Annotated in this window: 12 protein-coding genes; 7 read left to right on the plus strand and 5 right to left on the minus strand. The window is 50.0% G+C overall.

From position 1 onward, the window contains the following. Positions 1-109: 109 nt before the first annotated feature. The 3 genes from A8709_RS06285 to A8709_RS06295 form a co-directional block, all read right to left on the minus strand. A complete protein-coding gene (locus tag A8709_RS06285) occupies positions 110-355 on the minus strand; it encodes a hypothetical protein (protein ID WP_065851339.1) in 246 nt (81 codons plus the stop codon). Positions 356-440: 85 nt separating this feature from the next. Continuing rightward, a complete protein-coding gene (locus tag A8709_RS06290; RefSeq protein WP_425262310.1) occupies positions 441-1,448 on the minus strand; it encodes a FecCD family ABC transporter permease in 1,008 nt (335 codons plus the stop codon). Continuing rightward, on the minus strand, positions 1,448-2,458 hold the full coding sequence (locus A8709_RS06295) for a FecCD family ABC transporter permease (protein ID WP_065851341.1): 1,011 nt from the start codon (positions 2,456-2,458) through the stop codon (positions 1,448-1,450). The genes A8709_RS06290 and A8709_RS06295 overlap by 1 nt, the downstream gene beginning before the upstream one ends. 343 nt (positions 2,459-2,801) lie before the next feature. Between A8709_RS06295 and A8709_RS06300 the strand changes: the two genes are divergently transcribed. Together A8709_RS06300 and A8709_RS06305 are read left to right on the plus strand one after the other, a co-directional pair. Further along, entirely contained in the window at positions 2,802-3,854 is a 1,053-nt protein-coding gene (locus A8709_RS06300; protein WP_065851342.1) for an NAD(P)/FAD-dependent oxidoreductase, read from the plus strand. Positions 3,855-4,104: 250 nt separating this feature from the next. Continuing rightward, positions 4,105-4,623, plus strand: a complete 519-nt coding sequence (locus A8709_RS06305) for a CcdC protein domain-containing protein (protein WP_065851343.1) — start codon at positions 4,105-4,107, stop codon at positions 4,621-4,623. A gap of 412 nt (positions 4,624-5,035) precedes the next feature. Here A8709_RS06305 and A8709_RS06310 read toward each other — a convergent pair whose 3' ends face one another. After that, the gene (locus A8709_RS06310; protein WP_065851344.1) at positions 5,036-6,946 is read right to left on the minus strand and encodes a family 20 glycosylhydrolase; all 1,911 of its coding nucleotides are present in this window, start codon (positions 6,944-6,946) and stop codon (positions 5,036-5,038) included. A gap of 222 nt (positions 6,947-7,168) precedes the next feature. Here A8709_RS06310 and A8709_RS06315 point away from each other — a divergent pair, with 222 nt between their 5' ends. The 3 genes from A8709_RS06315 to A8709_RS06325 are packed head-to-tail and all read left to right on the plus strand — an operon-like array spanning position 7,169 to position 11,455. Further along, a complete protein-coding gene (locus A8709_RS06315) occupies positions 7,169-8,146 on the plus strand; it encodes an ornithine cyclodeaminase family protein (protein WP_065851345.1) in 978 nt (325 codons plus the stop codon). A 12-nt stretch (positions 8,147-8,158) separates the two neighbouring features. After that, a complete protein-coding gene (locus tag A8709_RS06320; RefSeq protein WP_065851346.1) occupies positions 8,159-9,319 on the plus strand; it encodes a dipeptidase in 1,161 nt (386 codons plus the stop codon). Between the two features lie 12 nt (positions 9,320-9,331). Next, positions 9,332-11,455: a CocE/NonD family hydrolase gene (locus A8709_RS06325; RefSeq protein WP_167357015.1), complete on the plus strand. Its 2,124-nt coding sequence runs from the start codon at positions 9,332-9,334 to the stop codon at positions 11,453-11,455. Positions 11,456-11,499: 44 nt separating this feature from the next. Here the strand turns inward: A8709_RS06325 and A8709_RS06330 are convergent, their stop codons facing one another. Continuing rightward, on the minus strand, positions 11,500-12,150 hold the full coding sequence (locus A8709_RS06330) for a transmembrane-type terpene cyclase (RefSeq protein ID WP_141692445.1): 651 nt from the start codon (positions 12,148-12,150) through the stop codon (positions 11,500-11,502). 240 nt (positions 12,151-12,390) lie between these two features. Between A8709_RS06330 and A8709_RS06335 the strand changes: the two genes are divergently transcribed. Together A8709_RS06335 and A8709_RS06340 are read left to right on the plus strand one after the other, a co-directional pair. Continuing rightward, entirely contained in the window at positions 12,391-14,130 is a 1,740-nt protein-coding gene (locus tag A8709_RS06335; RefSeq protein ID WP_065851348.1) for a methyl-accepting chemotaxis protein, read from the plus strand. Positions 14,131-14,267: 137 nt separating this feature from the next. Beyond that, positions 14,268-15,026, plus strand: a complete 759-nt coding sequence (locus A8709_RS06340) for a GTP pyrophosphokinase (protein WP_065851648.1) — start codon at positions 14,268-14,270, stop codon at positions 15,024-15,026. Positions 15,027-15,090 lie beyond the last annotated feature (64 nt).

Here is a 15,090-nt window from a genome sequence, read left to right on the forward strand (position 1 = left end):
AAAGGAGCCACCCCCGAGTATCCGTGGGTAGGCTCCTTACAGGGGTTTGACCGCCGCCATGCGTCGGCGCCCCAACGTGCACCCAGGATCCGCGCGCGTTGGGAAAAATTCAATCGAGTGTAATCGAAGAAATACTTCCATTGGTTTTAAAATCCTGCGTATACGTCACCACGGCTTTGGCCGTTTTCGTGCCAGTTGGACCTGTGATCGTAACCGTTGGCGTGGACGAATAACCGGCACCCGCGTTCGTGATCGTGACCCCAGTCACAACAACGTCTTTTACGATGGGAATGGCGCTGGCAGAGGTCTTTTGCCATGTAGCAAGCGGTTTTGCGCTTAGCTCCTTTTTTGGCATCGACTGCTACTTGGAGTGCATAAGCACCAGCCAGCCCAATCCTGCCTTTTAAGCAAAATAGCGTACTTACGCTCCTCTTCATTATCTAGGCCTTCTTCAAAAGTAAATACATGAAATAAGGCCCGCCGATCAAGGCGACCATGATTCCCGCTGCAATCCCATCGGGATCCACGATGTTGCGTCCGACGGTGTCGGCCAGTAGTAAGAGCCAACCGCCTAACAGAATCGCGATCGGAATAAAGAGCTGGTTCCTTGGACCGACAAGCCTTTTGGCGATATGAGGCGCCATCAACCCGATGAAGGAAATGCCGCCGGTGACGGATACAGCAGAAGCAGCAAGTGCGACGGCTGTTAACATGAGCACGATACGTTCTTTACCCAGTGAAATACCAAGGCCAATGGAGGTATCTTCGTTCAGTCCTAGGATATTTAATCGGTGTGCCTTGTAGAGTGTGAATGGGATGAGTACAACCAGCCAAGGAAGGATCGCCCAGATGAAAGGCCAATCCGCTCCCCAGATGGACCCTGCGAGCCATTTGGAGATGAAATCGACTTTGGACCGCTCAGCTGAAGAAATAAGGACAATCATGATCCCGGATAGTGCTGTGGAGAATCCGACGCCGATCAAGACTAATCGCACAGGCTGCAGACCTACTCTGCGGCTGTAGGCGAGTACATAAATCAAGACAGCTGTGATAATTGCGCCTAGAAAGGCAACTAGCGGAATGGCATATACGAACGATCCCACTTTAATCGGGATATATAAGAAGACAATAGCAATAGCAACGCCAGCCCCAGAGTTGATACCAATAATACCAGGATCAGCCAAATCATTGCGGGTAACGCCTTGTAGAATCGAACCCGATAAAGCCAGCGCCATGCCCGCTAAAAGGGTTATGATAATGCGCGGTAAACGTACGGAAAATAGAACGAAGTGTTCCTTGAACGTTCCGTTACCGAGCAGCGTAGGAAGTAATCTGTCATAGGATAAAGAGGCATAGCCAATCCCCATGCTAATCATGATCGTAAGAAGGATAAGTGCACTGATACCGACGACGAGCATACGTTGCTTTTTGACAACTGAAAGAGACATCATGAGAAGGCATGCCTCCCCTTGCGTTCAATGAAGAGGAAGAAAGGTAAGCCTAACATAGCCACGATCGCGATCACAGGTGTTTCGTAGGGCGAGTTGATGATGCGTGCAAGCAGATCTGCAAACATCATAAAGGCACCGCCAAAAATTGCTGACATCGGCAGGATGTAGCGATAATCCGTGCCGACGATGGCGCGAACGATATGAGGCACCAAAAGCCCGATGAAGGCCATATTTCCGACTAGTGCTACAGAAGCTCCTGCCAGCAGAACGATAACAGCGAAGAGAATGACTTTAACGAGCCAGGTTCGCTGTCCAAGACCAACGGCTACTTCTTCGCTAAGACTTAGGATCGTCAACTGTTTGGAGAGGATGAGCGCGATGATGGTCCCTACAATGATTACAGGCCCAATGGACCCAATCTGACCCCATGTTGTGCCGATTAAACCTCCAGCTGTCCACATCGAGACATCTTTCGAAATTTTGAAGAAGAGACCGACACCTTCAGAGACAGCATACAGAAATGCGGATACAGCAGCACCAGCAAGTACGATACGCAGCGGCGAGAAGCCGCCTTGGCGCAATGCGCCGATTCCGAAAACCATCCCTGCGCCAACCGCAGCTCCAATAAAACAAGCGATCATCAGGCCAAAGTAATTCGTCCCTGGAATCAAGGCGATCGTACAAGCAAGTGCAGCATTTGCTCCAGCGGTTAGTCCGAGTAAGCCAGGGTCAGCCAATGGATTTCGGGTTAGCCCTTGCATAATAGCTCCAGAAACAGCTAACGCAGCACCTACAAGAATCCCCGCAACCTCACGAGGGAAACGGATTTCTCGAATGATCGAAATTTTTTCCCCGGTGGCATGAGAAGAAAGCGCTAGCCAAACATCACGCAAGGAAGTATTTGCGGCACCAAGTACCATGGAAACGATGAACATAGCAATAAAAACAATAATGCCAGCGATTAATTTATACCCGAAGGGGATAGGTCGTCCATGTTCTTTTGACATAGGTCACTCATCTTTCCTTTCTTGTTGATAAATAGGAAGGAGGAGGCATTCTAAGTAAGAATACCTCCTGCAGGCCGATTTATTTAATTAATTTATTTACCTATGAAATCATGAAGGAACCACGGAGGAAAGGCTGCAATTGCAGTCCAATGTGATCTTCTCTGCTGAATAAATAACTCCGTCTCAATGATAACGATTATCATTATTGCCGAGAATAACCATACTGCACCCTATTAATCATTGTCAATGACTATTTTATAAGTTGAAAAAATGATCGAAACAGAGTATCATTCATTAAGAATGATTCTCAATCGCAATACATAGAGCAAGGAGTGAATCGGGCATGGAGCAGAATGAATTGTTTGATGTGACTGTTATTGGTGGAGGCCCGGCAGGTCTTTACTCGGCTTTCTATAGTGGACTTCGTGAAATGAAGACCAAAATTATTGAATTCCAACCGCAGCTAGGCGGTAAAATACATGTGTATCCTGAAAAAATGATCTGGGACGTAGGCGGCATCACGCCGACTCCTGGTGCGAAGCTGATCACGCAGCTTGTAGAGCAAGGCCTCACGTTCAACCCAGAGGTTGTGCTCAACGAGAAGGTTGAGGGGATGAGTAAAAACGAAGACGATATCTTCGTTCTCCGCACAACGTCGGGCAAGCTTCACTATAGCAAAACCGTCATTGTCGCCGTAGGCTCCGGTATTCTCAATCCGAAGAAGCTTGAAATCGAAGGCGCTGAGCGCTATGAAGTATCGAATTTGAACTACACTGTGAAGTCATTGGAACACTTCAAGAACAAGACCGTCGTTATCTCCGGTGGCGGGAACTCGGCCGTAGACTGGGCGAATGAGCTGGAGCCTGTTGCGAAGCAAGTGATCCTAAGCTACCGCAAAGAGCAGATGTCTGGGCACGAAGCCCAAGTGAAGCAGCTTCAAAACAGTTCCGTAGTGTGCCATTTGAACACTTCGATTACGAAGCTTTTTGCAGCGGGAGAGGATGCTTCCATTGAGCGCGTTGAGCTAACGAATCATGAGACGGGTGAAGTGTCGTTCTTAGAGGTGGACGAAGTCATCATCAATCATGGCTATGATCGCGACACGACGTTGCTCGAGAATAGCGACATAGAGATCGAAATTGCTGAGAATTACTATATTGCGGGCAATGCGAACAGCGAGTCTTCGGTACCTGGGCTTTATGCAGCCGGTGATATTTTACACCATGCGGGCAAAGTGCATTTGATCGCGGGAGCATTTCAAGATGCGGCGAATGCAGTGAATAAAGCCAAGCTGCACGTACAACCTGCGGCTGACAAAATTGCGATGGTGTCCTCGCACAATCAAGTATTTAAAAAGCGGAATAAAGAGTTAGTGAAACAGATGTTCCAATCCTAAATAGAGCGCAATCTCGAACGCACTAACTTATAAGAGAAGCACCCTGCGGGGTGCTTTTTTCACGTTGAGCGAGTGTAAATACGTCTATAGACGGAGTTAAATTCTTACTGGAGACGGTATGATTGATCTTGCGTTTCCGTTATGATAAAAAATGTCGAGTCAAGCAGGCTTTGCTTGGTCTCGGTTCGCTTTGAAATGAATAGGAAGAACTTGACTATCACACACTAGTCTTCGAAAGGAGCAATTATTCATGAATGCCCAAACACTCATCGGTTATGGAATCGGTGCTGTCGTTATCGTTTTAGTTATTTGGTTAAGAACGCGAGGGAGAGGCAAGCCGATTCGCAATAAAGGAAGAGGGATGCTGATCCCAGTTTTCCTGCTTCTTATTGTGTTTGGTCTTAGTATAAGCTCGTTGAGAAATATTCCAGATCATCCTTTTCACGTCCCAGCCATTTGGGAAATGCTCTGTGCAGGCTTGCTCGGCGTAGTTCTGGGAAGTATCATGCTGTACCATACAGGCTATGAGAAGCGAGAAGATGGTCTCGTGTATTCGAAGCCAAATGCTAACTTCAAGTACGTCATTATCGCCGTTATTGCGATTCGCGTTATTCTTTCGCAGTATTTCAAAAGTTTGGATTACACGGAATTCACCATTTTGACCATGGTGATGGCGTACATTTACATTTGCGTGTGGCGGATCGGCAGCTTTATGAAGTACCGTAAGGTGAGTGCTAGCGAGCTCACTACGATCAATACGATCGGTTAGATCGTCTCAAGGAGCGCCCTCAGGGTGCTCTTTTTTCAACTTCAAGGACTCTCCTGTCTTTGAAGGGCGGCTCAGCCGTTAATTTGGGATCGATCATTCTTGTATGCGAGTCGCTAGTTGTTAAAGGGAGAGGCAAGGATGGATCGGCCGCGATCTTGGAGGTGATAAGACAACGACAGGTGCTTAATCGTCTGAAAGTAACCTCAAGGAGTTGAATAAGCTAGCTAGGCTTGCTTATTGCTCGCAAATTCGACTAGCAGGCTAGATTGTGCGAATCATAAGCAATCACGGTGGTCATATCACGCAAGATGCCGTAAAAACTGAAAGAATAAGCAAACTAGCCTTGCTTATTCCCCGCAACCAAAATGAGCCCTCAACCTTTCCTACTGGAAAGATCGAGGGCTCATACGGATTAAAAAGGATTCAACACATGGAAGAATACGTTTGGCGAAGCCATCCGGTAATAGTAGCTGCACCAGCCTACGCCTTTATTGGTGAAGCGATTCGTAGTGCTGTAGAGCAAACGCTCCTGCTCCAACTCCTCGATGCGCATGATTCGACCATCGGCGTAATCAAGCAGTCGCACTGAAGCGGTATCCAAGCGGCTCACGACACCGCCATAGCGGATGTCGATGACTTCCCAGCCGAATGGCTTGTACATGCGCAGCCATTGGGTACGATGTGCAGCGCGCAGCTCGCGCACGGCATCGGAGATGGCCGGCAGCACATCCGCGGCGATCCTGCGCAGCGCATCTTTGTCCTGCGCGTCGTATGCGCGCTTTAGCTCGATGCCGATCTCGCTTTTCATCTTCAGAACCCGACACAGCTTCTCCGGCACGTCGAATAAATAATCCAGCTCGGCGCTACCGACGCGGCGGCTCGCAATGTCCTTCTCCAGCTGCGCATAATGAGCTGACATGGCAAGACCTTCAATCTGCTTATCAAACATCCCTAGCAGCACATCTTGGTACAACAGAAACTTCGAAGGGTTACTTTGCTTCCGATTGTCTGGCTCCGATCCAGGCGTTTCATCCAAATATTTGAGCTGCAAATAAGCGTCTGCCTCAATGCCTGTACAGAACTTCACGCGCTCAGCCACTTGAGCCCAGTCGGGCTTATCCACGGAATAGGCATGCTCTGCATACAACTGCAAGCCAAGCAAAGCAATGAACGGGTTGCTCTCCATCCCGTCATCCCCCCACATCGTGGCATAAACTTCGCGAATACCTTCCTTTTTACACACTTGCAGGGCTGTATCCGTCGCATTTAATGACAATCCGTAGTTCACACCGAACGTGTTAAATACCCACACCGCCCCGGCAAAAACGAGATTACAACCGAGCGGACGATGCTTCGCGATCAGGTTCTCATAGTCCTCACGTTCAGTGTGAACGTAGTCCCAGTAAACCATATCCACATCCTTGGGAATGCGGCTCGCCATTTCTTCCGGGATTTGTGTCTGCGCATCATAGTACTCATCGCCGCCATTCGAAGCCAGCTTTAAGAACATATCGCTCCACATCATCGGCTTCAACCCGCGGCTCCGTACAACCTTTAGCACCCTATCTAAATGATCCGTCATAATGTCAAAACGGCTTACATACCCGTTCTTGTCCAAATATTTCCCGCGTCCAAGCTCTTCAGCCTCATCCATACCGATATGGATTTTGCGGCTGCGGAATGGAGCGCTGATCGCATCGATCATATGTTCAACGAGTCGGTCCGTCTTCTCTTCACCAACAAGAAGGGCGCCTTTCGTATCCTTGTAATGTTTCACGGGCTCCCACTTAAGGAACTCCTCCAGATGGGCTAGTGTTTGGATGCTAGGGAACGCCTCAATGCCGAATTGGTCTGCATAGTCGTCAATTTCTTTCAGCTCCGCTTGTGAATAGCGCCCGCGCATATAGCCGAAGTAGGGCTCACCGCTGATTTCGTAGGTATCCTCCAAATACAGCATGACCGTGTTCAGCCCCATTAAGGCCATCTTGTTCAGCATGAATTTGAAGCTATCCAGCGTCAACACCGCATTGCGGGAAAGATCAAACATCGGTCCTATCGTATCGAACTGCTGCTTTTCTCGGATGTGAAAAGGCGTTCCACTGCGGCCATGCTGCACGAGCAGACCGAGTCCACGGTAGAATTGATGCTTTTTTTCATACCGGATATAGGCATGTCCTTCCTCTAGACTAACCTCTAAACCATCCGAAGATGGCTCTACATGGATTACTAGACCGCCTGCGGCCTCGCTAAGGCCAAGCTCCTTCGATAAAAGCTGAATACCAGGCAGCAGGGAGGTTAAGTCCCCTTCGAAATGTACATTCATCTGTCATAGCCTCCTAGGTGTGTCGCAATTTCTATAATGAATCTTACAGGATTTTGACCGTTTCGACCAGTATTAAAACGTTTAAATTATAGTTTCAATCACTAAAAACCATTGGTGGGGAGCAAATGGCGATCAAGCTTCCAACTTAGCTTTCCCGAAATTCCCCCATGCCTTCCGAGTTTGTTATAATAGAAAAAACGACATAGAAGCAGGTGATCCCTTATGCTAGTGATTAAGTCAACCGAGGTGGCGGAGCTGCTTGCGATGCCAGCCTGCATCGAAATGATGGAAGCTGTGCTAGCCGATTTGACGAATGGCCATGCTGTACAAGCACTAAGATCCGTTGTTCCGCTGGAGGGCGGCAATGTGATGGGGCTGATGCCGACGTACTTGAAGCGGGATGAGAAAGTGGGCGCGAAGGTGATTACTGTGTTCCCAGGAAATCACGGAAAAGGCTATCCTTCGCATCAAGGCTTTGTTTCACTGTTCAATTCGACCAATGGTCAATTGGAGGCGATTGTCGATGGCACCCGTATCACGGCCATCCGCACGGCCGCAGTCAGCGCAGCAGCAACGAAGTTGCTTGCTAAGCCCGAGGCTGCGACCCTTGCGTTGATCGGCACGGGCGAGCAAGCTCGTACACATATCGAGGCGATGCTGCTCGTGCGCCCGATCACGAAGATCACGGTATGGGGGCCGAACCCGGCCCATGCCGAAAAGCTCCGAGCCGAGACGGCAAGCCGGTACCCGGCTGTCTCGGTCGAGGCCGCTGAGTCCGCTCAGGCGGCTGTTGCCGAAGCGGACATCATCTGCACGGTGACGGCATCGACGACGCCGATCGTGCAGGGCGCCTGGATCAAGGAAGGCGCGCATGTGAACGCCGTCGGCGCTTGCCGAGCGAAGGATCGCGAGCTCGATAGCGAGCTGGTGCGCCGAGCAGAGCTCTTCGTGGACCGCACGGAATCCGCTGTGAACGAAGCGGGTGATTACCTGATCCCTCTGGGGGAGGGATCGATTGGGGAGGGCCACATTTTAGCTGAAATAGGTGAGCTGTTGGTTGGCACGAAAAAGGGAAGACGTTCCGAAACGTCCATCACGCTGTTCAAATCGTTAGGGCTTGCCTGCGAGGATCTGGCAGCGGCAAATCATATCTACAAGGAAGCTATTCGCACACACAAAGGAACTCACATTGACTTCTAGGAGTGAACATCGATGAATTCGACAGAAGGACTTTATCCATTCAGCCTTACACCAGAGCAAGAGGAACGCGCACGGGAGCTGCATGAGAGCTCGATTATTATTGATCTTTTGTTCCAGGGACCGCTGTCCCCTAAGGCCATTCCAGATGCAGTGTCAGAAAGCATTCGGGAGGCGTGTGAGCCGTACAAAGAGGATTCATGGACATACAGTGCGATGCCGAGCAAAATCATTCACGACATGGCGGCTCGCGGAGAGATCGCCGAGTTCAAAGAGGAGTGGTACCGCTCCGGCATCACGGCAGGGAACCGTCAGTTGGATGTATCCAGCGTAGAGAAAATCTTGATCAGCATGGGCGACATTCAGCGCCAATTTGATGCGAATGATTGGCTTGTGAAGGCTGTGACAGCGGAGCAGATTCGCGCAGCGAAGGCTAACGGCTTGAAGGCGGGCATCGTAACGGCGCAAGAGACCGATGGTCTTGGCAAGAATCTGGAGCTGCTCGAGGCGATGTACAATTTTGGGCTGAGAGTGCTGCAGCTTACATACAACAATCAGAATTATATTGCTTCCGGCTGCATGGAAGAGGCGAATGGCGGCGTGAGCAAGTTCGGTATGCGTTTTATTAGCAAAATGAATGAACTAGGCATCATCGTAGATACGAGTCATTGCGGCAAACAAACGACGCTGGACGCATGCCGACTTTCGACAGCGCCTGTGATTGCTTCGCATACGGGTGTTGAGGCGATTTTTAACCATAAGCGGTGTAAAAGCGATGAAGAATTCCAAGCTATTGCCGCAACGGGCGGCGTAATTGGCGTGTTTGCGATGCCGTGGTTCGTCCACGGGGATCCGAAGGATACGACGATTGAGCATGTGCTCGATCATATGGATTATCTCGTCCGACTGGTCGGCGTGGACCATGTCGGGATTGGCACCGACTGGCCGATGAGTGATGTGGCGTGGTCGTTGGTGTATTTTAAAGAGCATATTGCGCCTCGCATCGGGTTTGCCAAAGGGGATGGTCCCTCGACGGAAACGGTGAAGGGGCTTGAGAAATATAGTTATTTTATTAATTTTACCCGTGGTTTGGTGGCAAGAGGTTACTCTGATGAGGATGTTCGTAAAATGATAGGCGGTAACTGGCTGCGCGTGTTTGAAGCGGTGTGCGGATAGGAGATGGCGGAGATGACGAGAGAGCGATGGACGAGCAGTTATAAGCTGTATGCAGCCGGTGTATATGAAGGTAAGATTCGTTTTACGGAGAGCGCGATTCTGCATGCCAAAGTTGATCCGCGTCGCCGGACGCAGATGCAGGAGAATGTGTTGGCCGAGCAGGCGGGGTATATTCTTCCTTTGCACAAAATAAAGGAGAATCAGTCCCATTATGCAGCAGCTGAGTGGCAGGGGGATGCGGTAACGCTGGGGAATGGTGAGCTGTATCTGAAGCATATCCAGTACACGGCTGAGGTAGAGGGCAAAGAGGTAACTTCGCAAGTATGGGCTTTGCGTAAGGATACTGCTTTGGATATCGTGACGGTGGATGGCTGTATTGTTGCATTCGTAGCGCCGAACAGGTATGGCATGGAAGTGCTGGTCGTGGACGGATATGAGTCCGTGACTCCACTGGTGGAATACAGAGATCCGTTATTGTCTGCTGCACAGTATGGTGTGGATGACCTCGGAACGGACCTCATTCCGATGAGGGATGGCGTTCGATTGGCGACGGATGTGTATTTGCCGGAGGGCGTAGCGCCCGGTACGAAGCTGCCTACGATCTTGATCCGTACTTGTTATGACCGCAATTTGCGGAAGACATTTTTTAAGCGGTGGGCAAACAAAGGCTATGCCGTCGTGAACCAAGACGTTCGCGGGCGGGCGGATTCCGAAGGGGAGCTGGTGCCGTTCTACTATGAGCGGGATGACAGCTCGGATACGATCGATTGGATCGTCGCGCAGGAGTGGTCTGACGGTAACGTTGGCATGTGGGGCGCTTCGTATTTGGGATATGTGGTCACCGCTGCTGCGACTAGCGGGCATCCGAACTTGAAGGCCGTCGTGAATGAAGTGAACGTCGGTTCGCCGTTCGTGGATACGGTACGCAAGGGCGGTACCGTGTGTTCGTGGCCTTTGCTGTGCTGGACGTTGGCGCAGTCGGTGGGGACGCGGACGGATTTTGACATCTTCGGGGGGCGGACTGTCAGCCCTGAGAAGGCTGTTGCTGCGAGACCGATCCGAGAGATCCCGCAGCAAATGATCGGCAAAGCCTCAGGTCCGTGGGATATTTGGGCGGAGCATCCAGAGTACGATGATTTCTGGCGCAATTGCACATATAGCGAGCGCGGGGACCAAGTGAAAGCACCGATGTTCGTTATCTCGGGTTGGTATGATGGCGACAGCGCCGGCGTATCCGAGACGTGGCGGATGCTGACCAAGCACGATGTGCCGAACCGCAAAATCTGGCTCGGCCCCTGGGAGCACGGCCCGAATCGCGCCCGTGATTTACTGGATACCAGCTTCGGCAACGATGCCGTTGTGTATAACTACGATGTGAACGTGCTGCGCTGGTTTGATCGGTTTTTGAAAGGCGTTGCCAATGGCATCGAGCAGGAGCCACGGGCAAGCTATTATGTGGTCGGCACGAACGAGTGGCGGACCTCGGATGATTGGACGCCGAGCGAGGCGACGGCGACGAAGTGGTACCTGGGTAGCGGCGGGCGAGCCAACTCCAGCCTTGGCGATGGCGTGCTGACACTGGGGGCACAGGCTCAACAGGCTGAATCGGATGCGTACGTGTACAATCCGGAAGAGCCTGTGGCGGACAGCGGCGAGCGCGAGCCGGAGAACATGCGCCGGCATGAGCTGCGCAGTGACATTCTCGTGTACACGAGCGAGGTGCTTGCTGAGGCTGTGACCGTGGCAGGTGAGCTGTCTTGTGAGCTCTACGCGTCGAGCACAGGCGTGGACACGGACTGGGTCGTGACCTTAAGTGATGTGGACCCGCAGGGGAACTCCATCAAGCTGTCCAACTACATTGTGCGTGCGAAGTATCGCAATGGGCTGGATGCGCCGGAGCTGCTGACGCCGGGGCAGGTGGAGAAGTACACGATATTTATCCAAAATATCGCACACACCTTCCCACGCGGACACCGTCTACGGTTCACGGTGACGTCGTCGAGTAAGATGATCGCATTCCCGAACACGAATACGGGCTTGAATCCATATGAGGATCCGCAACCAGTCGTGGTGACGCAGAAGATTTACCACTCGGAGGCATATCCAAGCCATGTGAAGCTGCCGATTTTAGGGTAGGAGTGTAGGAATAAGAAAAAGACACCTTGTTGGGTGTCTTTTTCTTATTTGTTAAGGGTATGTTGAATCGGTACTTGACCCTGAGCAACAACCGATACCCGATGAACCACCCCAATATAAACCAAATCCGCAATCGTCACCAACACGCCCATGATCGTGAGCAGGAAAGAATCTGGATACAGGGAGTAGCAAAGCACGGAAGCGCAGAGCGTACCTATCATTTTATAGTATGCGATATAGAGGGACTGGCCTTTCATGCCTTGTTTGAAGGGCAGCGCAATAAAAAGGATCGACATCATGAGATTAATACCGAAGGCCGTGTATTTTCCTTCTTGGTCATGGAACTCAATCACCATGCCAACGTGAAGCAGAAGAGCTACCACAAGCAAGGAGAAGACGACTGGCAGGAGTGTTCGAGGCGGATATGCTTTTTTCGAGTAGTGAACATATTGAAATAGGATAAGGCAGTCCAGCAGGAACCAGACGAGAGACACGATCATCTGCAGCGGGTGAAAGGGCATTACGAACGCGAATAGAAACTCCCACGTAATATTGGCGCAGAGAGCCGGGAGCGGCATGCCGCAGGTACGATCCTGAAATCCTCGGAAAATGATAAGGATATAGGTGATTGTCCAGAAAAGGGCTAGTCCATATTGCAGGAAGATTTCCATGGGAAGGGGTAGCAGATGTTGCATGACCATAGTGGGAAAGCACATCCTTTCGGGGGTGTCTCTTTCCATTTCTATGTACAACCTTCGGAAAAAAGAAGTAACTTGCTCGTCATCTCTCTATGACACTTCTGTGTCGAAATTTGTAAAAATATGAAGAAAATTAACACGCCGCTCATATTTCTATTGAATTATACTCACATTTTTCCGATATGATAGGCTGGGTGAAGAGAAAGATCACCTAAATTGAAAGCTTGGAGGATTGACATGCAATTGGCAACGGGTGTAGTAAATTGGTTTAGAAGCAGACGGTTGAAGATGAATTTGAGGCAAAAATTAATTGGTTCCTTTGCGGTGGTTCTGCTGCTGATGGGCATTATGGGTCTTACCGACATGGTAAGAATGAAGAATATGAAACAAGATATCACAAGTATTGCACAGGATTGGATGAAAGGTTCGCAGTTGATTCAGGAGTTTAGTTATCTGACGGAGCATATCGCGAAGGATCTTGCTGGTGTTCAAAATCCGAAGGATGCTGCAACGAAGGTAGAGCTAACACGTGACATTGATGCCACGATAACCAAAGGTGATCAAATGCTTGCCAGTTACAAAAGCAGCCTTGCTGGAAGCGAAGATGAGAAAAATTTTAACATGATTTTGGAGCGTTGGGGTACGCTAAAAAACGACTATTTAAGCTACATAAAAGCACCAAGTCCGCAAGAACAGAACCGGTTATTTGAAGAGCTTGTACAGAGCTACAATAGTGTTCAAACGATAAGTCGCACGATGGTTACCTTCAATCAACAAGGTGCAGATGATAGTGTGGCGAGAAATGCCGAGGCCTATCACAGCAGTATTATTAACGCCATTCTTTTGCTGATTGGTGCGGTGGTACTGTCGATTGTTATCAGCTGGGTCATGATTCGCAACATCACAGTACCTGTTATCGCCGCTTCCAAAGTACTGGATCGCATGGCAGATGGCGATTTGACTGTCGCCGAGCTCCGTTTCAACAATCAGGACGAAATTGGCGTCCTTGTACAAGCAGTGAACGGCATGACGCGTCAAATGCGCGAAGTCATGGGGCGGATGCAAGAATCCTCCAGTGCGGTGGCTTCCTCATCTGAGCAGTTATTTGCCAGCTCGGAGCAAAATAGCGAAGCTTCCCAGCATGTTGCTGTGGACATTCAGACGATTGCCGCTGATGCGGAAACACAAAGACTGAACGCACAGGAATGCGCCCGTGCCATGGATGAAATCGCGGTAGGCGTGCAGCGCATTGCCGAAACCACGTCGGACGTGTCGTTCTTGTCCAGTCATGCATCGGAGCAGGCGCGTAACGGACAGGCGGATGTTCGTCATGTAACGATGACGATGAACGCTTTGAGCAGTACCGTCACACAGGCGAATCAAACGATTCACCAACTGGCGGAGCACTCCCAGCACATCGGCAAAGTATCACAAATGATCGGCGAGATCGCGACGCAGACGAATCTGCTTGCATTGAATGCGGCGATTGAAGCGGCGCGCGCCGGTGAAGCGGGTAGAGGCTTCGCAGTCGTGGCTGAAGAGGTTCGCAAGCTAGCCACACAAACAGGGGAGTCGGTTGGCGCGATCAGAAACGTGGTCACCAACATTCAGAAGGACACCCAAGAAGCAGTTAAAGCGATGGATGCGGGACTCGTAGAAGTGAACAAAGGGCTTCAATCCGTCGATCGGACGGAACAGAGCTTCCAACAGATCGTTCGTTCCACTGAAGAAGTGGCCTCCAAGATTCAAGAAACAGCGGCGGCTGCGCAGCAAATGGCGGCAAGTTCGCAGCAGGTTTCAGCAACGGTCACGAACATGGAGCATGTAGCCAAGATGACTTCGGAGCTGTCGCAAAGTGTGGCTGGAGCCACGGAAGAACAGCTAGCTTCCTCGCAGGAAGTGACCTCCTCTTCGCAGATGCTGGCTAGCATTGCCCAAGATCTGCAAGACGTAATCAATACGTACAAAATGAGCTAATCTACATACAAATGACACTTCAGACACCCTAGGGGTGTCTTTTCTCGTCGCTACATTTGCATCGAGTGAGTGCTGTGATTTAAACTAGCAAGGACTGGTAAAATAACCATGACCAAAGGATGGAATTCTGTATGAATATGATCAGCAATCAGCTTTCAATGAATGACTTGAAAAAGTTTAAGCACGACATCACACGCTTTATGATGACCTATAAGTTTGCACTGGATGAAATGGAGACGAGGATCGAAATCCTTGTTCAAGAATTCGAAATGCTGCATGAATATAACCCGATTGAACATACGAAGTCACGGTTGAAATCGCCGGAAAGTATTTTTCAGAAGCTGATGAGAAAAGGGGGAGAGCTCTCATTCGAAGGCATTCAGGGCAGCGTGAAAGACATCGCCGGCCTACGGATTACATGCTCATTCGTCTCCGATATCTATGTGATCTCGAAGATGCTGAGAAACCAGAATGATCTTAATATTTTGAGCGAAAAAGATTACATCAAAAATCCGAAGCCGAATGGCTACCAGAGCTTGCATTTGCTAGTTGAAGTTCCTGTACATATGTCCGACCGCGAAGAGCGCGTTTGCATGGAGATTCAAATTCGGACGATTGCCATGGACTGTTGGGCGAGTTTGGAGCATAAGATATTTTATAAATTTAGTGAAGGTAACCAAGCTGTACCCGCACGTCTACTTGAAGAGCTTAAACAAGCGGCAGCTTCGGCAGCGGCACTAGATTCTCAGATGGAGCGACTGCATGCAGAGATCGGATTGATCAAGGAAGAACAAGCGGATATAGCTGAGGAAGCGCTGAATCGAATTATTATTAATAATCAGCAATTCGCGTTGCCCAAAGCCTTGCTGGCACTGATGAATGAGGACGAGGAGTAGCCTAAGATGAAGGTAATTGGGTGAGAAATGTATTTTCGTGCTATAATAGAGAGATCGGAATGAG

The organism is Paenibacillus pectinilyticus (assembly GCF_001700435.1).
In the GTDB taxonomy this organism is placed as follows: Bacteria; Bacillota; Bacilli; order Paenibacillales; family NBRC-103111; genus Paenibacillus_E; species Paenibacillus_E pectinilyticus.

Coding starts and splice junctions, on each gene's coding strand:
- A8709_RS06285 (WP_065851339.1), bottom strand. CDS start 355: ATGCCAAAAAAGGAGCTAAGCGCAAAACCGCTTGCTACATGGCAAAAG.
- A8709_RS06290 (WP_425262310.1), bottom strand. CDS start 1,448: ATGTCTCTTTCAGTTGTCAAAAAGCAACGTATGCTCGTCGTCGGTATC.
- A8709_RS06295 (WP_065851341.1), bottom strand. CDS start 2,458: ATGTCAAAAGAACATGGACGACCTATCCCCTTCGGGTATAAATTAATC.
- A8709_RS06300 (WP_065851342.1), top strand. CDS start 2,802: ATGGAGCAGAATGAATTGTTTGATGTGACTGTTATTGGTGGAGGCCCG.
- A8709_RS06305 (WP_065851343.1), top strand. CDS start 4,105: ATGAATGCCCAAACACTCATCGGTTATGGAATCGGTGCTGTCGTTATC.
- A8709_RS06310 (WP_065851344.1), bottom strand. CDS start 6,946: ATGAATGTACATTTCGAAGGGGACTTAACCTCCCTGCTGCCTGGTATT.
- A8709_RS06315 (WP_065851345.1), top strand. CDS start 7,169: ATGCTAGTGATTAAGTCAACCGAGGTGGCGGAGCTGCTTGCGATGCCA.
- A8709_RS06320 (WP_065851346.1), top strand. CDS start 8,159: ATGAATTCGACAGAAGGACTTTATCCATTCAGCCTTACACCAGAGCAA.
- A8709_RS06325 (WP_167357015.1), top strand. CDS start 9,332: ATGACGAGAGAGCGATGGACGAGCAGTTATAAGCTGTATGCAGCCGGT.
- A8709_RS06330 (WP_141692445.1), bottom strand. CDS start 12,150: ATGCAACATCTGCTACCCCTTCCCATGGAAATCTTCCTGCAATATGGA.
- A8709_RS06335 (WP_065851348.1), top strand. CDS start 12,391: ATGCAATTGGCAACGGGTGTAGTAAATTGGTTTAGAAGCAGACGGTTG.
- A8709_RS06340 (WP_065851648.1), top strand. CDS start 14,268: ATGATCAGCAATCAGCTTTCAATGAATGACTTGAAAAAGTTTAAGCAC.